Below are 17,644 nucleotides of genomic sequence, written 5' to 3'. Positions count from 1 at the left end.
CACCATGACGTTCCTCGACCCCAAGATCTGGACGGGATCGATCTTCGACGGCGGATGGACGGCCTCGCGCGCCGGTGACGCGCCCGTCACCGAGCCCGCCACCGGCGACGAACTCGGCCGCGCGGGCACCGCCGGCGCCGACGACGTGGCGGCCGCCGCCGTACGGGCCCGGTCGGAGCAGCGGGCGTGGGCCGCCACGCCGTACGAGGAGCGGGCGGCGCTGCTGCGGCGGGCCGGACGGCTGTTCGAGGAGCACGCGCAGGAGATCCAGGACTGGATCGTCCGGGAGTCCGGCGGCGTGCCGGGCAAGGCCGGGTTCGAGACGCACGTGGCGGCGCAGGAGTGCTACGAGGCGGCGGCGCTGGCCTCGCAGCCCCTGGGCGAGGTGCTGCCGACGGCCCGCAAACGGCTCAGCTTCGCGCGGCGGGTGCCGGTCGGGGTCGTGGGGGTGATCGCGCCGTTCAACTTCCCGCTGATCCTGGGCATCCGGTCGGTCGCCCCGGCGCTGGCGCTGGGGAACGCGGTGGTGTTCAAGCCGGACCAGCGTACGGCCGTGTGCGGCGGGTTCGCGATCGCGCGGGTCTTCGAGGAGGCCGGGCTGCCGAGCGGGCTCCTGCACGTGCTGCCCGGCGGTCCCGAGGCCGGTCAGGCGCTGGTCGCCGACCCGAACATCCCCGTGATCTCCTTCACCGGCTCCACCGCCGCCGGGCGCAAGGTCGGGGAGGCGGCGGCGCGCCTGCTCAAGCGGGTCCACCTGGAGCTGGGCGGGAACTCGGCGCTGGTCGTCTTCGACGACGCCGACCTCGGGGCCGCCGCGTCGGCGGGCGCGTGGGCGTCGTTCTTCCACCAGGGGCAGATCTGCATGACCTCGGGACGGCACCTCGTGCACGAGGCCGTGGCCGAGGAGTACGTCGAGCGCCTGGCCGCCAAGGCCACGGGGCTGCCGGTGGGCGACCCCGCCACCGGGCAGGTCGCGCTCGGGCCCCTGATCGACGCCGGGCAGCGCGACCGGGTGCACCAGCTGGTCACCGCGAGCGTCTCCGCCGGGGCCCGGCTCGCCGCCGGGGGGACGTACGAGGGGCTGTTCTACCGGCCGACCGTGCTGGCCGAGGTGCCGGTGAGCGCGCCGGCGTACGCGGAGGAGGTGTTCGGGCCGGTGGCGCCGGTGACGACGTTCTCCACGCTGGAGGAGGCTGCGGCGCTGGCCGCGGACTCGGAGTACGGTCTGTCGCTGGGCATCCTCACGCGGGACGTGATGAAGGGGATGGCGCTGGCCGACCTGGTGCCGACGGGGATCGTGCACATCAACGACCAGACCGTGGACGACGAGGCCGTGGCGCCGTTCGGCGGGGTGGGGGCCTCGGGGACGGGGGCGCGGTTCGGCGGCACCGGGGCGAACGTCGACGCCTTCACCGAGACGCAGTGGGTCACCATGCAGGGGGACATCGCCACGTACCCGTTCTAGGGGTGTGCGGCCGGCGCGGGGCGCCGGCCGCACGTACGTCGAGAGCGTTCAGCAGCTCATAGGGAGCGCTCGGCGGCCTCCACCACGTTGGACAGCAGCAGAGCGCGGGTCATGGGCCCGACGCCGCCCGGGTTGGGCGTCAGGAACCCCGCGACCTCCGCCACGTCGAGCGCCACGTCACCGGCGATCTTGCCGTTGACGCGGGAGACCCCCACGTCGAGGACGGCCGCGCCGGGCTTGACCATGTCACGGGTGATCAGACCGGGTACGCCCGCCGCCGCCACCACGATGTCCGCCCGGCGAACGTGTCCGGCCAGGTCCTGGGTGCCGGTGTGACAGAGGGTCACGGTGGCGTTCTCGCTGCGGCGGGTGAGCAGCAGGCCGAGCGAACGGCCCACCGTGATGCCGCGCCCGACCACGGCCACCTCGGCGCCCTTGATCGGCACGCCGTACTCCTGCAGGAGCAGCACGATGCCGTACGGGGTGCACGGGAGCGGGGCGTCGACCATGTGGACGAGGCGGCCCAGGTTGATCGGGTGGAGGCCGTCGGCGTCCTTGGCCGGGTCCATGCGCTCGAGCAGGGCCATCGCGTCGAGGTGCTTGGGGAGGGGGAGCTGGACGATGTAGCCGGTGCACTCGGGTGAGGCGTTGAGCTCGTCGATGGCTGCCTCGACCTGGGCCTGGGTGGCGGTCGCCGGGAGGTCGACGCGGATGGAGGCGATGCCCACCTCGGCGCAGTCGCGGTGCTTGCCCGCGACGTAGATCTGGCTGCCGGGGTCGTCACCCACGAGAACGGTGCCCAGGCCGGGCGTGATGCCGCGTTCCTTGAGCGCGGCCACTCGGGTCGTGAGGTCTGCCTTTATCTTGGCGGCGGTCGCCTTGCCGTCGAGTTTCACTGCGCTCATGCGGCAATCCTTCCACGTCCCTTCACGCCCTCAACACGCCACTCCCAACAGCGGCCACCCGCCCTTGCCCCCGAAAGCCCATCCTGGGACGGGGTATCCACAAGTTATCCACAGAAACCAGGTAGCCAGCCCCAGTTATCCACAGGCAATCGTTGACATCGTTGTCATTGATCTTGGAAGGGCTTAGTGTTGCGGGCGCCAGCAACATGCGCGCCAAGAAGGTCGAACTCGTGCCCGGACTCGAACACCCTGGCGGCCCCCGCCAGCCCGACAACCACCACAAACATTGATGAACTGCGTACTTGCCATCGACATCGGAGGGACCAAGCTCGCCGCCGCGCTGGTGGACGAGGAAGGTTCCGTGTTGCGTTCCGGTACACGGCCCACGCCGCGTACGGACGTCATGTCCGCCCTGGCGGCTCTCATCACGGAAGTGACCGAGGGCGGCCCGCCGCCGGAAGCCGTCGGGATCGGATGCGCCGGACCGCTGGACCTGACCGCCGGGACGGTGAGCCCGGTGAACATGCCCAGCTGGCGCGGATTCCCCTTGCGCGAGGAGGTGCGGAAGCTGACAGGGCTGCCCACCGTGCTCGCCGGTGACGCACAGTGCTTCGCGCTCGGCGAGCACTGGCTGGGAGCGGGACGCGACAGTACGTCCCTGCTCGGCATCGTCGTGTCCACCGGGATCGGCGGCGGATTGGTGATCGACGGCATGCCGCTCCTGGGACCGACCGGTAATGCCGGACATGTCGGCCACATGTCCATCGACCCCAACGGCGAGCGGTGCGAGTGCGGCGGCCGGGGCTGTGTCGAGCGCTACGCCAGCGGACCCAACCTCGCCCGCTGGGCCTTGGACAACGGCTGGTCCCCCGCCCTCGATGGACCTGAGGAGAAGGCGGACGCCCGAGCGCTCGCCAGAGACGCGGCAGCGGGCGATCCGGTCGCGGTGGCGGCGTTCGAACGCGGCGCGCGGGCGCTGGCCGGAATGATCGCCTCCACGGCGGCCGCGATCGAGATCACCACGGTGGTCATCGGGGGTGGCGTGTCGGCGGCTGGGAAGGTGCTGTTCGATCCGCTGGAGCGCATCCTCGATGACGTGGCCGGGCTGGCGTTCGTCCGGGCGGTGCAGGTCCATCAGAGCACCCTTGGCGTGGACGCAGCCCTGGCGGGAGCAGCCCGTTTGGCGTCTATGGCCCGTTAGACGGCCTTTGAACGCCTCCTGCCGGTACGCGATCGATCGATGGCGTACCGGCGGAGGCGCCGATCACGTTCAGCCCATGGGGGTGGAGCGGTGGGTTACTCGCGTTCGGCGGCCTGAGCCTCGCGGCGTTCGATGATCCGGCGGGTGATCGGGATGATCTCCACCACGCGGCTGCCGAGGTAGGCCCCGATCAGGGCGAGCACCAGGAGGACGAAGGGGCTGGTGGCAATGCCGTTCATGGTGACGAAGACCTGCAGGATCAACTCGAGCAAGAGGGGCTCCGGGGGATTGGGCGAGCTAGGGGTGGCACTCAGGGTAACCGCAGCCGGCGCGTGCTTGCCCATAAAACGGCCAAACGACAACATGATCGTCAATGCCGCTCTTTAGCGGACGATTAAGACTCCATCGGACGATCATCACGCAATGAGCACCCGGGACCGCCGACTCGTGGGCGTCGACAAATCCGGGGCCCCTCGCACGGCGATCGTCCCGCCCTGGGTAACACCGCGATCCCCACCGTGAGCGACACAGCGGCCCCCACCGTACTCAGGCGAATGCCCCGAGGGAGGCGGCGAGCCCTCCGTGCACGACGGCCCCTTCCGAGCGAGGTGATGGTGTCCGCCGTACCCGACGAACGCCCCAGGCGGCACGGAGGTCCCCCGCCTCGCCCTACGAACCCCTGAGCGGCAAGGAAGTCCTCGCACGGCCACCGGGGTGAGGTGAGGGCCAGAGGCGGGTTCTGGCCCTGAGGTGGTGAAGGTGCGGGTTGCCGTGGGTGGGTCAGTGGAAGAAGTGGCGGGTGCCGGTGAAGTAGAGGGTGATGCCGGCCTTTTCGGCGGCCTCGATGACTAGTTCGTCCCGGATCGAGCCGCCGGGCTCCACGATGAACCGGACGCCCGCGTCAATCAGCACCTGGGCCCCGTCCGGGAACGGGAAGTACGCGTCCGAGGCCGCGACCGCCCCCTCCGCGCGCTCGCCCGCCCTGGAGACCGCCAGGCGGCACGAGTCGACCCGGTTGACCTGGCCCATGCCCACGCCCACCGTCGCCCCGTCGCTGGCCAGCAGGATGGCGTTGGACTTCACCGAGCGGCAGGCGCGCCAGGCGAACTCCAGGTCCGCCAGCTGCTCGGGCGAGGCCGGGGTGCCGGTCTTGAGCTCCCACTGCGCGGCCGAGTCGCCGGACGCGTCCACCTTGTCCACGGACTGCGCCAGGACGCCGCCGTCGATCTCGCGGAGCTCCACCTGCCGCGACGGCCCCTCCGGGCACTCCAGCAGGCGCAGGTTCTTCTTGGCCCGCAGGACCTCCAGCGCCTCCGCCGCGTAGGACGGCGCGATGACGACCTCGGTGAAGATGTCGGCGATCTGCCGGGCCAGCTCGGCCGTGACCTCGCGGTTGACGGCGATCACGCCGCCGTACGCCGAGACGGGGTCGCACGCGTGCGCCTTGCGGTGCGCCTCGGCCACGTCGGCGCCGATGGCGATGCCGCACGGGTTCTGGTGCTTGATGATGGCCACGCACGGCTCACTGAAGTCCCAGGCGGCCCGCCAGGCGGCGTCGGAGTCGAGGTAGTTGTTGTACGACATCTCCTTGCCGTGCAGCTGCTCGGCGTTGGCCAGCCCGCTCGTGCCGGCCGTGTAGAGGGCGGCGCTCTGGTGCGGGTTCTCGCCGTAGCGCAGCGTGGCCTTGCGCTCGTACGTCGCCCCCGTGAAGGCCGGGAACCGGTCCTCCCCGTACGTCCGCGCGAACCAGTTGGCCACCGCCACGTCGTACGAGGCCGTGTGCGCGTACGCGATGCCCGCCAGCCCCCTGCGCTCGGCCAGCGTGAAGCCGCCCTCGGCGAGCGCGTTGAGCACGTCGCCGTAGAACCCGGGGTCGACCACGACGGCGCAGGTGTTGTGGTTCTTGGCGGCGCCGCGGATCATGGCGGGCCCGCCGATGTCGATCTGCTCGACGCACTCCTCGTCGGACGCGCCGGAGGCCACCGTCTCCTGGAACGGGTAGAGGTTGACCACGACCAGCTGGAACGGGTCGATCTCCAGCTCCTCCAGCTGGGACACGTGGTGCGGCTTGGTGACGTCGGCCAGCAGGCCGGCGTGCACGCGCGGGTGCAGCGTCTTGACCCGCCCGTCCAGGCACTCCGGGAACCCGGTGAGCTGCTCGACCTTGGTCACCGGGATCCCGAACGACGAGATCGCGGCGGCCGTGCCACCGGTCGAGACGATCTCCACCCCGGCGCCGTCGAGGGCTCTGGCCAGCTCCTCGAGCCCGGACTTGTCGTAAACAGCGATCAGCGCGCGCCGGATGGCGATGCGTGTCACGTGGATTCCCCTCCTGTTAGGTTGCCGATGCGGACCTGGCGTCCGCTGACCGTCCAGCCCTCGCGAGCCATCCGGCCGACGATCTCGACGAGCAGGCGCCGCTCGACGGTCTTGATGCGCTCGTGCAGGACCGCCTCGTCGTCGTCCGGGAGCACGGACACCGCCTCCTGGGCGACGATCGGCCCGGTGTCGACGCCGGAGTCGGCCAGCATCACCGTGCAGCCGGTCACCTTGACCCCGTGGGCGAGCGCGTCCCGCACGCCGTGCGCGCCGGGGAACGACGGCAGCAGCGCGGGGTGCGTGTTCAGCACGGGAAAGGCGTCGAGGGTCGGCGGCCCCAGAATTTTCATGAAACCCGCCGACACCACCAGGTCAGGCTCGTACGCTGCGATTCTGGCCGCGATGGCGGAATCCCATTCCGCCCGCGTCGCATAATCGCCCAATTTTTCAACAAAAGTTGGGACTTGTGCCCTCGTTGCTCTGGCCAGCCCTTCGATCCCATCCCTGTCCGCACCGACCGCGACCACACGAACCCCGTACGACGGGTCGGCGGAAGCGTCCAGCAGGGCCTGTAGGTTGGTTCCAGAGCCGGAGACGAGGACGACGAGCCGCCCAGCCTTAGACACGCACACTCCAATAAGGAAACAGGGTGGGGGTGTCAGAATATCGGTTCCTCGCCCGGCGACGCAGAGGAGGTCAGGTGTCGACACCGGTGCAGGCACCGGCAGGCCAGCAGCCCGCCGATTCGGCGGGTCGCCGCGCGATCTGGTTGTCCATCGCAGCGCTGGCCATGACGTTCATGTTGCCGCTCGCAGGCCTGGTCATGGCGCTGTTCGCGCTCGTGGCGGGGATCCGGGCGCTGCCGCTGCTGAAGTCCGCGGGCCGGTCCACAGGCGTCGCCGTGGGCGGCATCACGATCTCCTCGATCGCGCTGGCGCTGTCGGCCATGGCCACGGGGATGCAGCTGTACCTGATGGACGAATACTCGGCCTACCAGGAGTGCATGAAGGGCGCGGGGACCGTTTCTGCGCAGGGCGAGTGCTTCACGCAGTTCAGGGACGCGGCCCAGCGCAAGCTGCCCGCCGACGTGCTGCAGCTGCTCGGCACCGTGCAGCCCTGAGCCGGACGCGGGTCAGTCGCGGTCCCAGGCGTACGGGTCGAGGTAGATGACGTGGCCGCCGCGGTCGTCCGACTCGTCCACGATGTCCTTGCGGGGCGGGCGGTCGGGCTGCGGCAGGCGCGGGCGGGCCTGGGCCAGCGTCTCTGCCTCGGCTGAGGCGTGCTCGTCCTGCCAGTCGTCCCGGATGACCGGGATCTCCTGAGTGTCGGCCTCGGTGGCGTCCATCCAGTGACCGGGCAGCGGGCGCGGGTCCGACTCGGCCAGGCCGACCTTGCTCGCCGCCTTGGCGATGGCGGCCCCGGCCTTGCGTACGGGGGCGGCCGCCTTGTCGAGCGGCGTGCGGGCGCGCTTGTTGAGCAGCAGCAGGTTGGCCACGCCGGCGGAGATGCCCGCGGCCACGCCGACCTCCACCGCGACGGAGAGCGCCACCTCCCAGGGCGAGGGCCCGATCGTGGCCAGCCGCCCGCCGCCGATGGGCCCGCCGGAGAGTGCCGCCAGCAGTCCCGCCACGAGCCCGGTGACGACCCCGCTGAGGAACCCCCACAGCGGCGCCGCCTCGTAGGAGGGCGACGGCGAGATCCGGGCCACCATGACGCCCGCGACGGCCCCGGCCGCGAACGGCACCGCGACCACCGCCATCATCCACCCCGGCACGGGCCCGCTCTCCGGCAACGCCCCCAGCAGCGGCAGGCTCGGCACCGTGCCGAGTTGCACCCCCGTGGGCGCGACCAGGGTCTCGGCGCCGATCGCGAACCCGGGCCCGGCGATGTAGGACGAGGCCCAGACGACGGCGTTCAGCAGGTAGAGGAGCTGCAGCAGCAACAGCAGCACGCCGCCGACGAGCCCCGGCGAGAGCACGTCTGACAGCTCCTTGACCTGCCCGAAGTTCAGCACGATGGCGACCAGCACCAGCGCGAGCCCGGCCACGAGCAGCAACGCCGTGGCGACCGCCGTGCCGACGGTGAGCGCGCGTATGCGCTCGGGCAGCAGCCGCAGCATCACCCGCCAGGGCCCGATCATCCGCGCCGTGGCCAGCGACCCCGCCAGGAACGCCAGCACGAAGTGGCTGAGCAACGCCTCGCCGATGAACGGCTGCGTGATCTCGTTGCTCGCCGCGAGCGCGATCAACCCCGCGAGCAGCGCGTACGGCGCCGCCAGCGACACCCCCGCCTGGACGACCACGGCGAGCTGGGCGCGGCGACGGGCCCCGGCCTGCTCCTTGGGGCTGTTCTTCGGCAACCGGGCGGGCAGCCGCAGCCGCAGGTCGGCGTCGCGGGCCATCCACCGCCCGGCGCGGTAGAGGAGTACGGCGGGCAGCACGATCAGCCCCAGCGGCAGCAGCCCGACCCGCCCGCCCTGGATCGCGAACCCGGCGTGGTGCGCGGCCAGCCAGAGCTGCGCCGCAGTACGGAACACTCCCGGCAGCCCCGTGCCCAGCGTGCCGCGCGGCGCGGCGATCCAGCCGACGAGGGTGAGCGTGGTGAGCGCGGCCAGCCCGACGCCCAGCGTGGCGGCGGCGGCCAGCATCCCGGACACGGGTAGCGGCCGCCTCGTCTCGTCGTCGTCGCCCGAGCTCCCGGGGAGCTTGCCTAGCATCGACCGGGGGGCAGCACGCAACTGGTCGAGAATCGCCGTCACAGTAGGCGATTTTCTCAAGGTTTCCCGACCGGCGCTTGGTTGACGCGCCGCCGTGCACCCACTTTGTGACGCCGAACTACACCCGATTTGTCCTCCGGGCCCCGGACCGGCCACGGAGACGGCCCACGGGGCGGCGTAACGGCGGCCGGCCCCGCGCACCTCGTGACCGTCTCCCTGGACAGGGGCCGGCCACGTGCGGCGGGTGGGTTGCCCGCCGCAAGCGTAAAAGGTGGGGAGGGGAAAGCCCCGTGCGGTGCGAACCGCACGGGGCTTTCGGAAAACGGAAACCCGGTGATCAGCGCGCCTGCATGATCTCGCGCATGAGGCGGGCGGTCTCGGAGGGGGTCTTGCCGACGCGGACGCCGACCTTCTCCAGGGCCTCCTTCTTGGCCTGGGCGGTGCCCGCGGAGCCCGACACGATGGCGCCGGCGTGGCCCATGGTCTTGCCCTCGGGGGCGGTGAAGCCCGCGACGTAGGCCACGACCGGCTTGGTGACGTGCTGCTCGATGTAGGCGGCGGCCCGCTCCTCGGCGTCACCGCCGATCTCGCCGATCATGACGATCGCGTCGGTGCCCGGGTCCTCCTGGAACGCCTGGAGCGCGTCGATGTGGGTCGTGCCGATGACGGGGTCGCCACCGATGCCCACAGCGGTCGAGAAGCCGAAGTCACGCAGCTCGTACATCAGCTGGTACGTCAGCGTGCCCGACTTCGAGACCAGGCCGATGCGGCCCGCGGTGGTGATGTCGGCCGGGATGATGCCCGCGTTGGAGGCACCGGGGGAGGCGATGCCGGGGCAGTTGGGGCCGATGATGCGGGTCTTGTTGCCCTTGGAGACGGCGTACGCCCAGAACGCGGTGCTGTCGTGGACCGGGACGCCCTCGGTGATCACCACGCACAGCGGGATCTCGGCGTCGATGGCCTCGATGACCGCGTCCTTGGTGAACGCCGGCGGCACGAACACGACCGACACGTCGGCGCCGGTCTTCTCCATGGCGTCCTTGACCGTCCCGAACACCGGCAGGCCCTCGTGCGTGATGCCGGCCTTGCGGGCGTTCACGCCGCCGACGACGCGGGCGCCGGAGGCGAGCATGCGGCGGGTGTGCTTGGTGCCCTCGCCGCCGGTCATGCCCTGAACGATGATCTTGCTGTTCTCAGTCAACCAGATGGCCATGGGTCACGCACCTACCGCAGCGAGCTCGGCGGCACGCTTGGCCGCGTCGTCCATCGTGTCTACCAGCTCGACCCGCGGGAGCGCGGCGTCGGCCAGGATCTGCCGCCCGAGCAGGGCGTTGTTGCCGTCGAGGCGGACCACGAGCGGGTGGGTCACAGCCTCGCCGCGGCTCTCCAGCAGCTTGAACGCCGAGACGATGCCGTTGGCGACGGCGTCGCAGGCGGTGATGCCGCCGAAGACGTTCACGAAGATCGACTTGACGCTCGGGTCGGAGAGGATGATCTCCAGGCCCGCGGCCATGACCTCGGCCGAGGCGCCACCGCCGATGTCGAGGAAGTTCGCGGGGGACGGCTTGCCGGGGAACTGCTCGCCCGCGTAGGCCACCACGTCGAGCGTGGACATGACCAGGCCCGCGCCGTTGCCGATGATGCCGACGTCACCGTCGAGCTTGACGTAGTTGAGGTCCTTCTCCTTGGCCTTGGCCTCGAGGGGGTCCTCGGCCGCCTTGTCGGCGAGCGCCTCGTGGTCGGCCTGGCGGAAGCCGGCGTTGTCGTCGAGCGTGACCTTGCCGTCGAGGGCCTTTACCTGGCCGTCGGCCGACAGGATCATGGGGTTGACCTCGACGAGGGTGGCGTCCTCGTCGACGAAGCAGCACCAGAGCTTCTCGATGAGGTCGGCGGCGCCGTCGAGCGCCTTCTCCGGCAGGCCGCCGGCCACCGCGATCTCGCGGGCCTTCGCGCGGTCGATGCCGGTCAGCGCCGAGACCGGCACCTTGGCGACCTTCTCGGGCGCGGTGTGGGCGACCTCTTCGATGTCCATACCGCCCGCGGCGGAGCAGATGGCGAGGAAGGTACGGTTCGCGCGGTCGAGCAGGAAGGAGAAGTAGTACTCCTCCGCGATCGCGCTGGCCTCCTCGACGAGGACCTTGTGGACCGTGTGGCCCTTGATGTCCATGCCGAGGATGGCTTCGGCCTTCGTCACGGCGTCGGCCGCGTCGTCGGCCACCTTGACGCCTCCGGCTTTGCCTCGGCCACCGGTCTTGACCTGGGCCTTGACGACAACGCGGCCGGTCAGCTCCTCGGCGGCCGACCGCGCCTCCTCCACGTTGTGTGCGACGATGCCGCGTGGCACCGGGATGCCGTAGTCGGCGAAGAGCTCCTTCGCCTGATGTTCGAACAGGTCCACGAGGGTCCGTCCTCTTCCGTTTGGTCGCTCACCCTCTGTCGGGTTCGCGCCCTGCTTTTCCGACTGATGTTCGACGCTCCGGGCAACCCGTGCGTGCCGGGCGTTTCCGCCGGTAAAGCCTAGCCCGAAGCTTGACCTGCACAGGTCATGGGGGCATGGTTCTTCCGCTCTGTGACGGTCATCTCACTTCTCCAGGCCGACCCTGCACGAAAAATGCACCGTTTTGGCATCGCGTGCCCCGGCTGTCGATATATGGTCGTGATCTTCTATTGGCAGGCTTCTGCTCCCTCTCCTTTTGAATCGAACGGGGAAATCGTATGAAGCGAATTCTCGCGGGCTTGGCGTTAACCACGGCCGCAGCGCTCGTTACCGCCACACCTGCCGCGCAGGCCGCGCCGGTGGACCCGGTGAAGGCGCTCAAGAAGCAGTTCGTCGCGGGGCACGGTGTACGGATCTCCGAGAAGACCCGGATGTCCATGGACGGCAAGGGCGTCGGGGTCAGCACGACGCTCGGCTCTTTCGAGTTCGGCAAGTCCGGAATCGTCGCGAGCGATCTCCGGACCCGCAGGCCCAGCAAGGACAAGAGCCTTGCGGCCGCGCTCGCCCCGCCGCGCATCATCACGGTCGGCGGCTACAGCTACGTTCAGGGCGGGCTGTTCACCGAGGACCTGCCTGAGGGCAAGAAGTGGGTTCGCTACGGCGGTGGCGAGGCGACCGGCGGCACCTACAACCAGATCCTCGACATCTTCGAGCCGAAGGTGCTGAAGACGCTGGTTTCGCGTGCCAAGAGCTTCAAGGGCGGCACGTACAAGGGCGCCCTCACGTACAGCGAACTGGCCAAGGCCTACGGCCAGAAGCTGTCGGGCACGATCGGCAAAATCAAGATTGACTACGCGCTGAAGGTCAACTCCAAGGGCCTGGTCACCACGCTCACCTCGGGCTGGAGCCTGGACTTCGGCGTCCTGGGCAAGACCCGCTCCGAGACCGAGACCCGGTACCTCGGGTGGGGATCCAAGGTCAAGATCAAGGCTCCGGCCAAGGACCTGTGGGTCGACGTGGACGACCTCGGTGAGGACAGCGACGTTCCGCTGGAGATCCCGAACAACTCCCTGAACTCGCTCACCAACTGAGCAGCCCTCTCCGCCTCCTTCCGCCCGCCGGGCGGGAGGAGGCTTTCTCCTCTTCAAGGATGCGCATAAGCGAGTTCTGGTGGCGGCGGTGGTCACCGCCGCACCCGACCCCTGATCCAGTGAAGGCGCTGAAGAGCCAGTCCGTGCCTGGGCGGGGCCACAAGCGCTCGCCTCCCGACAGGCGGTCCTCAGCCCGCGCGGGCCAAGTGAGGCTGTTTGGTGTAGTCGGTCAGGCCGATGATGTTCCCCCAGGGGTCGGCGACCTCGACCGTCCACCCCGTGAACACCTCGAACGGCTCGATCCCCAGCTCATCGGCCGCCGCACGGGCGTCGGGCACCTCCAGCCATACGCGCATGGAGCCCGGCCCGCCCTCCTGGACCCGTACCAGCAGCCCCGGGGTCTCCTCCCCGATCGCGAACAGCGCCAGCTCCCCCGTCGCGAATCTCTCCTCCAGCCCCAGCACACCCCCGTAGAACTCCCGGGCCCGCGCCAGGTCCGCGACCCCGACCAGGATGTTGTCGACGCCGAGGATCCTCATGACGCGAGCCTCGGGTGGTCGCGCCAGGCGGGCATCGAGCGCATGTAGGCCCTGGTGGCCTCCTCGGCCTCGGCCCTGGCCTGGCCGGTGCGCTGGGTCTGCCACTGCACCATGCGCTCGAACCGCTCGTCGAAGTCCTGCAGCGTCCCGTCCGGCTTGGCGCACATCCGGCACCACGTGCTGTCCGGGTGACCGGGGGCGTGGTCGTCGGCGGTCCGCATGGGCATCCCGCAGCTCTGGCAGTTCACGGCTCGTCCTCTCCTGGGTCTTCGCCCCTGAGGAGCGCCCGGAGCCCCGTGACGAGCCCTTCGCGCTCCTGGGACGTCATCTGACGTACGGCCCGCGCCAGCAGGTCGTCCTCGAGCACCCGCGGCGCGGCCGCCGCGAAGGCCGCCCGCCCTTCGTCCGTGACCCACACGAACACCCGCCGCCGGTCGCGCTCGTCCCTGATCCTGCCCACCAGGCCGCGTTCCTCGACCCGGTTGACCAGCTCGGTCGTCGCGGCCTTGGACAGTTGCAGGTGCTCGGCCAGCTCGCTCAGAGTGAGCGGCCCGGCGGCCTGCAGGTGGCCGAGCACGGCGTGCATCCTGGCGGTCAGCCCGGCCGCGATCGGTCGCTTGGACGCCTTGAACCGCCGGTAGATCGCAGGGTAGAGCCGCGCGACCTCGCGGGCCGCCTCCGCTTCTTCCATCACTTCTTTCGTGTACGAACTATTCGTGTACGAACTTTACTCCGCCGCAAGCCCGGGGTCTACCCGAGCCGGGACTCCCGCAGGCCCGCCCATTCGAGCGAATGCCTGATGCCCTCCTCGACGGAGTAGCGGGCCTGCCAGTCCAGCAGGCTGCGGGCGCGGTCGCTGCGGGTGTAGGCGCCGGCCACGTCGCCGGGCCGCGGGTCGGTCTCGACGACCTCGATCGGGCGGTCGACGACGCGGTTGAACGCCTCGGCCAGCTCGCGGACGGTGGTGCCGGCGCCGGTGCCCAGGTTGATCACGTCGACGTCCAGCTCGTCGAACCGCCGCAGCGCCGCCACGTGCGCCGTCGCCAGGTCCCAGACGTGGACGTAGTCGCGGATGCCCGTGCCGTCCCTGGTCGGGTAGCCGGTGCCGGTGATCCGGAAGGGGATGCCGTCCTCGTACGCCTCGATCATCTTGCCGAGGGCGTGGCTGGGCCGCCGCAGTTGCAGACCGGTGCGCATCTCGGGGTCGGCGCCGATCGGGTTGAAGTAGCGCAGGGAGAGGATCCTGATCGGGCGGCCTGCGGCGATGTCGGCGAACATGGCCTCGCAGACCGCCTTGGTCCGCGCGTACGGGCTCTGGGGGTCGAGGGGGGAGTCCTCGTTCACCGTGTGGTCGTCGCCCGTGCGGTAGATGGACGCGGAGGAGCTGAAGATCATCCGGGTGCAGCCGTTGCGGATCAGGTGATCGACGAACTCGAGGCTCTTGGTGACGTTCGCGCGGTAGTAGCCGATGGGGTCGGCGACGGAGTCGGGGACCACAATGAGCGCGGCACAGTGGACTACAGCCTCAATATCCGGATATTCGGCGAATATCTTGTCAATCAGCGGGCCGTCGCTGATATCCCCTTCATAGAACGCCCGCCCCTTCGCGAACTCGCGCCTGCCCGTGATGAGGTTGTCGAGAATGACGGGCTCGATCCCGGCATCGAGGCACGCCGACGCGACCGTGCTCCCGATATATCCCGCCCCGCCAGTAATCAATACACGCATCCCAGCACCCTAAACCCATAATCATCTTGTACGGCTGGCTCCCGCCCACTCACCCCGCCGCCCCGAACTCCGCCCACCGCACCCCGTCCCGGACCTCGCTCGACGCGCCCATCCCGACCTCACTCGGCACGCCTCGCCCGGTGCGCCTCGCCCGGTGCGCCCATCCCCGCCTCGCTTGGTACGCCTACCCCGGGCCTCACCCGATGCGCCGCCGCTCGAGACTCGCCCACCACACCTCGCGGTACTCACCCGCCGTGCCGCATCCGAGCCTCCCTCGGCGCGGCCCTGGAGCACATCTCGACCCCATGGCCGCACCACCACCCGGCCTCGCCCGCGCCTCCCAGGAGCCCCACCGCCCCCGGGGAGGGCCAGCGCCGCCGTCGCGAGCACGCCCCAGCCCATAGCCGCATCCACCACCGCGACCCGCCCCGCATCCGCCCTCGTCGCCCCCTCCAGGAGCCCCACCCCGGGGAGCCCCACCCCCGGGAAAGCCCAGCGCCACCGTCGCGGGCATGCACCGAGCGGCGCGGCGGCGTTCGCCTGCGGGCTGGCCGAAATCGCTGGAGCAAGGGGGCCGGGGCTGCCCGGCTGACGCGGGATCGGAAACGGGTGGTGATCTGGGCTTGTTGGGTCTGGTGTTGGCGTGCGACATTTCCTGATATGGGCAGAGACGTGCCAAGCGTCGTCTTCAGCCGGGACGACCGACGGAAATATCGGGAAAAGGTGTATCGATGCCTCGACGTCTTCGCCCAGATGTTGCGCGAGTCCCGCTTTGAGATCGAGCGCCCCCTCGCCGGCCTGGAGATCGAGCTCAACATCGTGGACGCGTACGGCGAGGCGGCCATGCGCAACGCCCAGGTGCTGGCCGCGATCGAGCAGCCGGACTGGGCCACGGAGCTGGGACAGTTCAACATCGAGATCAACATCGAGCCGCAGGAGCTGGGCGGCGACGGCGCGCTCCTCCTGGAGGACGACGTCAGGACACGGCTCAACCACGCCGAGGAACGCGCCCGCTCCCAGGACGGTCACCTCGTACTGATCGGCATCCTGCCCACGCTGCGCGAGCAGGACATCGGTGAGGGCACGCTCTCCGCGAACCCCCGCTACCGCCTGCTCAACGAGCAGATCTTCGCGGCCCGAGGCGAGGACCTGCACCTGGCCATCGAGGGCGTCGAGCGCCTGGACACCCACGCGGACAGCGTCGCCCCCGAGGCCGCGTGCACGAGCGTGCAACTGCATCTGCAGGTCAGCCCCGACGCGTTCGCCTCGCACTGGAACGCGGCCCAGGCCATCGCCGGGCCTCAGGTGGCGGTGGCGGCCAACTCCCCGTACCTGTTCGGCAAGGAGTTGCACCGCGAGACCAGGATCACCCTGTTCGAGCAGGCCACGGACACGCGGCCGGCCGAGCTGAAGACGCAGGGTGTGCGGCCGAGGGTGTGGTTCGGGGAGCGGTGGATCACGAGCGTCTTCGACCTGTTCGAGGAGAACGTCAGCTATTACCCGGCCCTGCTGCCCCTGTGCGAGGACGAGGACCCCCGTACCGAACTCGAACAGGGCCGCATCCCCCACCTGCACGAGCTGACCCTGCACAACGGCACGATCTACCGGTGGAACCGGCCGGTGTACGCGGTGGTGGACGGAGTGCCGCACCTGCGCGTGGAGAACCGCGTGCTGCCCGCCGGGCCCACCGTGGCCGACATCGCGGCGAACGCGGCGTTCTACTACGGGTTGATGCGCGTGCTGCCGTACGCCGAGCGGCCGATCTGGAGCCAGATGTCGTTCCAGGCGGCGGAGGACAACCTCGGCGCGGCGGCGCGGCACGGGCTGGACGCGCGGCTGTACTGGCCGGGCATGGGTGAGGTGCCGGCGGCCGAGCTGATCCTGCGGCGCCTGCTGCCCATGGCGCGTGAGGGGCTGGCCAGGTGGGGCGTGGACGGTCCCGTGGCCGACCGGCTGCTCGGCATCATCGAGGGGCGCTGCCTGACCGGCCGTACGGGGGCGAGCTGGCAGGTGGAACGCGTGCGCGCGCACGAAGAAGTCTCCGGGGACCGGCACGAGGCGTTGCGGTCCATGACGGTCGAGTACATCGAGCGGATGCACACCAACGAACCCGTGCACACTTGGGACGTGTGAAGCCCGTGAAGCGCATCCTGGTCCTCGCCCTGGTCCTCCTGGTCGGCGCCTGCGGCCTGGGCAGGCGACCGTCCATGGACACCCAGGGGGCCGACTCGTTCGAGGACGATGTGCGCACAGCCCGTACGCTGACGGAGGCGTTCTGGACGCAGCAGTTCCAGCAGAGTGGGCGGACTTATCGGCCTATCTCCGACTTCGTCCCCTACTCCGGGACCTCCGGACCCAGTTGCGGCAACGAGCCCGCCGTCCCGAACAACGCCTTCTACTGCCCCATCGGCCACTTCATCGCCTTTGACCAGACCTGGATGGAGTCGCTCTGGAACGAGATGGGCGACGGGTCGGTCTATGTGATCATTCCCCACGAGTTCGGGCACGCGATCCAGGCGCAGCTCCAGACGAACTTCCAGCTCAACGTACAAATGGAGCTCCAGGCCGACTGTTATGCGGGCGGGACCCTCTCGGCGCTCGTGCGCTCGGGCGTGCTCGACACGCAACCGGGCGACGAGGACGAGCTGCTCACGAGCCTGGAGGCGGCGGGCGACCCGACGGACGACTGGCTGAACCCGTCGGCTCACGGGACGGCCGAGCAGCGCCAGACGTCGTTCGCGACCGGCTACCGGGACGGTGTGAACGCGTGCTGACCGGGGCGTACACGCGGGGCGCGGATCGGACCCCAGGATGTATACGCGGGTCAACCCAGAGGATGATGTATCTGATCATGCCCACGCTCTACCGTTGACCCATGCCATTGGAGGAGATCGGCTGGCTGCGAAGGGGTGCGTGCAGATCCAGCGACCCTGACCTCTTCTTCCCCCTCGCCCCCACCCCCTTGCAGGAGGCCCGCGCCAAGGCGATCTGCGCGCGCTGCCAGGTCATCGAAGAGTGCCGCGCGTACGCGTTACGTTCGGGCGAGTCGGAGGGCATCTGGGGCGGCCTCACCCCGGAGGAGCGCCGCCGCAGCCGCTTCCCCACAGGCTGGCGCCGCCCAGCCGCCTCCTGACACCAATCGGCCGGCGGCGTGGGCGAAGCGCGTGAGCGTGGGCGAAGCGCGTGAGCGTGGGCGAAGCGCGTGAGCGTGGGCGAAGCGCGTGAGCGTGGGCGAAGCGCGTG

The 17,644-nt window shown here is 70.1% G+C and carries 18 protein-coding genes; 7 read left to right on the top strand and 11 right to left on the bottom strand.

The window, feature by feature from the left end; translation table 11 throughout:
* Positions 1 to 4: 4 nt before the first annotated feature.
* Positions 5 to 1,465 (top strand): benzaldehyde dehydrogenase, encoded by a 1,461-nt coding sequence (locus ABZX61_RS00895; RefSeq protein ID WP_355190417.1) that lies wholly within the window; start codon positions 5 to 7, stop codon positions 1,463 to 1,465.
* Positions 1,466 to 1,521: 56 nt separating this feature from the next.
* Here the strand turns inward: ABZX61_RS00895 and ABZX61_RS00890 are convergent, their stop codons facing one another.
* The gene (locus ABZX61_RS00890) at positions 1,522 to 2,370 is read right to left on the bottom strand and encodes a bifunctional methylenetetrahydrofolate dehydrogenase/methenyltetrahydrofolate cyclohydrolase (protein ID WP_350731213.1); all 849 of its coding nucleotides are present in this window, start codon (positions 2,368 to 2,370) and stop codon (positions 1,522 to 1,524) included.
* A 289-nt stretch (positions 2,371 to 2,659) separates the two neighbouring features.
* Between ABZX61_RS00890 and ABZX61_RS00885 the strand changes: the two genes are divergently transcribed.
* Positions 2,660 to 3,571 carry an ROK family protein gene (locus tag ABZX61_RS00885; protein WP_355190415.1) on the top strand — a complete coding sequence of 304 codons (912 nt, stop codon included), beginning with the start codon at positions 2,660 to 2,662 and terminating at the stop codon, positions 3,569 to 3,571.
* A 95-nt stretch (positions 3,572 to 3,666) separates the two neighbouring features.
* Here the strand turns inward: ABZX61_RS00885 and ABZX61_RS00880 are convergent, their stop codons facing one another.
* The 3 genes from ABZX61_RS00880 to purN all read right to left on the bottom strand — a co-directional run bounded on the left by ABZX61_RS00880 (position 3,667) and on the right by purN (position 6,516).
* A complete protein-coding gene (locus ABZX61_RS00880; RefSeq protein WP_350731209.1) occupies positions 3,667 to 3,843 on the bottom strand; it encodes a hypothetical protein in 177 nt (58 codons plus the stop codon).
* Positions 3,844 to 4,351: 508 nt separating this feature from the next.
* The gene (purH, locus tag ABZX61_RS00875) at positions 4,352 to 5,890 is read right to left on the bottom strand and encodes a bifunctional phosphoribosylaminoimidazolecarboxamide formyltransferase/IMP cyclohydrolase (protein WP_355190413.1); all 1,539 of its coding nucleotides are present in this window, start codon (positions 5,888 to 5,890) and stop codon (positions 4,352 to 4,354) included.
* Positions 5,887 to 6,516 carry a phosphoribosylglycinamide formyltransferase gene (purN, locus tag ABZX61_RS00870; RefSeq protein WP_350731205.1) on the bottom strand — a complete coding sequence of 210 codons (630 nt, stop codon included), beginning with the start codon at positions 6,514 to 6,516 and terminating at the stop codon, positions 5,887 to 5,889. The genes purH and purN overlap by 4 nt, the downstream gene beginning before the upstream one ends.
* A gap of 74 nt (positions 6,517 to 6,590) precedes the next feature.
* Between purN and ABZX61_RS00865 the strand changes: the two genes are divergently transcribed.
* Positions 6,591 to 7,010: a hypothetical protein gene (locus ABZX61_RS00865; RefSeq protein ID WP_350731203.1), complete on the top strand. Its 420-nt coding sequence runs from the start codon at positions 6,591 to 6,593 to the stop codon at positions 7,008 to 7,010.
* Positions 7,011 to 7,022: 12 nt separating this feature from the next.
* Here ABZX61_RS00865 and ABZX61_RS00860 read toward each other — a convergent pair whose 3' ends face one another.
* The 3 genes from ABZX61_RS00860 to sucC all read right to left on the bottom strand — a co-directional run bounded on the left by ABZX61_RS00860 (position 7,023) and on the right by sucC (position 11,004).
* Positions 7,023 to 8,648: a DUF6350 family protein gene (locus tag ABZX61_RS00860; protein ID WP_355190411.1), complete on the bottom strand. Its 1,626-nt coding sequence runs from the start codon at positions 8,646 to 8,648 to the stop codon at positions 7,023 to 7,025.
* 295 nt (positions 8,649 to 8,943) lie between these two features.
* Complete coding sequence (sucD, locus tag ABZX61_RS00855; RefSeq protein ID WP_350731199.1) at positions 8,944 to 9,819, bottom strand: succinate--CoA ligase subunit alpha; 876 nt, start codon at positions 9,817 to 9,819, stop codon at positions 8,944 to 8,946.
* Between the two features lie 3 nt (positions 9,820 to 9,822).
* Entirely contained in the window at positions 9,823 to 11,004 is a 1,182-nt protein-coding gene (sucC, locus tag ABZX61_RS00850) for an ADP-forming succinate--CoA ligase subunit beta (RefSeq protein WP_355190409.1), read from the bottom strand.
* A gap of 317 nt (positions 11,005 to 11,321) precedes the next feature.
* Here sucC and ABZX61_RS00845 point away from each other — a divergent pair, with 317 nt between their 5' ends.
* Positions 11,322 to 12,134, top strand: coding sequence for a hypothetical protein (locus ABZX61_RS00845; RefSeq protein ID WP_350731196.1), 813 nt, complete (start codon positions 11,322 to 11,324; stop codon positions 12,132 to 12,134).
* A 188-nt stretch (positions 12,135 to 12,322) separates the two neighbouring features.
* Here ABZX61_RS00845 and ABZX61_RS00840 read toward each other — a convergent pair whose 3' ends face one another.
* The 4 genes from ABZX61_RS00840 to galE are packed head-to-tail and all read right to left on the bottom strand — an operon-like array spanning position 12,323 to position 14,401.
* Complete coding sequence (locus ABZX61_RS00840; RefSeq protein WP_355190406.1) at positions 12,323 to 12,673, bottom strand: hypothetical protein; 351 nt, start codon at positions 12,671 to 12,673, stop codon at positions 12,323 to 12,325.
* Positions 12,670 to 12,921 (bottom strand): zinc ribbon domain-containing protein, encoded by a 252-nt coding sequence (locus tag ABZX61_RS00835; protein WP_355190404.1) that lies wholly within the window; start codon positions 12,919 to 12,921, stop codon positions 12,670 to 12,672. The genes ABZX61_RS00840 and ABZX61_RS00835 overlap by 4 nt, the downstream gene beginning before the upstream one ends.
* The gene (locus ABZX61_RS00830; RefSeq protein WP_350731191.1) at positions 12,918 to 13,364 is read right to left on the bottom strand and encodes a MarR family transcriptional regulator; all 447 of its coding nucleotides are present in this window, start codon (positions 13,362 to 13,364) and stop codon (positions 12,918 to 12,920) included. The genes ABZX61_RS00835 and ABZX61_RS00830 overlap by 4 nt, the downstream gene beginning before the upstream one ends.
* A 59-nt stretch (positions 13,365 to 13,423) precedes the next feature.
* Entirely contained in the window at positions 13,424 to 14,401 is a 978-nt protein-coding gene (gene galE, locus ABZX61_RS00825) for a UDP-glucose 4-epimerase GalE (protein WP_350731189.1), read from the bottom strand.
* Between the two features lie 723 nt (positions 14,402 to 15,124).
* Between galE and ABZX61_RS00820 the strand changes: the two genes are divergently transcribed.
* The 3 genes from ABZX61_RS00820 (at position 15,125) to ABZX61_RS00810 (ending at position 17,534) form a co-directional block, all read left to right on the top strand.
* Complete coding sequence (locus ABZX61_RS00820) at positions 15,125 to 16,534, top strand: glutamate--cysteine ligase (RefSeq protein WP_355190402.1); 1,410 nt, start codon at positions 15,125 to 15,127, stop codon at positions 16,532 to 16,534.
* Positions 16,531 to 17,175 carry a neutral zinc metallopeptidase gene (locus ABZX61_RS00815; protein WP_355190400.1) on the top strand — a complete coding sequence of 215 codons (645 nt, stop codon included), beginning with the start codon at positions 16,531 to 16,533 and terminating at the stop codon, positions 17,173 to 17,175. The genes ABZX61_RS00820 and ABZX61_RS00815 overlap by 4 nt, the downstream gene beginning before the upstream one ends.
* Positions 17,176 to 17,276: 101 nt before the next feature.
* Positions 17,277 to 17,534 carry a WhiB family transcriptional regulator gene (locus ABZX61_RS00810; RefSeq protein ID WP_355190398.1) on the top strand — a complete coding sequence of 86 codons (258 nt, stop codon included), beginning with the start codon at positions 17,277 to 17,279 and terminating at the stop codon, positions 17,532 to 17,534.
* Positions 17,535 to 17,644: the final 110 nt, after the last annotated feature.

Origin of the sequence: Nonomuraea sp. NPDC003709, from assembly GCF_040610775.1 — a bacterium.
GTDB classification, from domain to species: domain Bacteria; phylum Actinomycetota; class Actinomycetes; order Streptosporangiales; family Streptosporangiaceae; genus Nonomuraea; species Nonomuraea angiospora_A.
Note: the sequence above shows the minus strand (reverse complement) of the source record. Positions and strands in the feature narration are given on the sequence as shown.

Excerpts from the sequence above, each read along its gene's own strand:
- galE (WP_350731189.1), bottom strand. The coding sequence starts at position 14,401 with ATGCGTGTATTGATTACTGGCGGGGCGGGATATATCGGGAGCACGGTC.
- ABZX61_RS00845 (WP_350731196.1), top strand. The coding sequence starts at position 11,322 with ATGAAGCGAATTCTCGCGGGCTTGGCGTTAACCACGGCCGCAGCGCTC.
- sucD (WP_350731199.1), bottom strand. The coding sequence starts at position 9,819 with ATGGCCATCTGGTTGACTGAGAACAGCAAGATCATCGTTCAGGGCATG.
- ABZX61_RS00890 (WP_350731213.1), bottom strand. The coding sequence starts at position 2,370 with ATGAGCGCAGTGAAACTCGACGGCAAGGCGACCGCCGCCAAGATAAAG.
- ABZX61_RS00885 (WP_355190415.1), top strand. The coding sequence starts at position 2,660 with ATGAACTGCGTACTTGCCATCGACATCGGAGGGACCAAGCTCGCCGCC.
- ABZX61_RS00840 (WP_355190406.1), bottom strand. The coding sequence starts at position 12,673 with ATGAGGATCCTCGGCGTCGACAACATCCTGGTCGGGGTCGCGGACCTG.
- ABZX61_RS00810 (WP_355190398.1), top strand. The coding sequence starts at position 17,277 with ATGCCATTGGAGGAGATCGGCTGGCTGCGAAGGGGTGCGTGCAGATCC.
- ABZX61_RS00830 (WP_350731191.1), bottom strand. The coding sequence starts at position 13,364 with ATGGAAGAAGCGGAGGCGGCCCGCGAGGTCGCGCGGCTCTACCCTGCG.
- ABZX61_RS00895 (WP_355190417.1), top strand. The coding sequence starts at position 5 with ATGACGTTCCTCGACCCCAAGATCTGGACGGGATCGATCTTCGACGGC.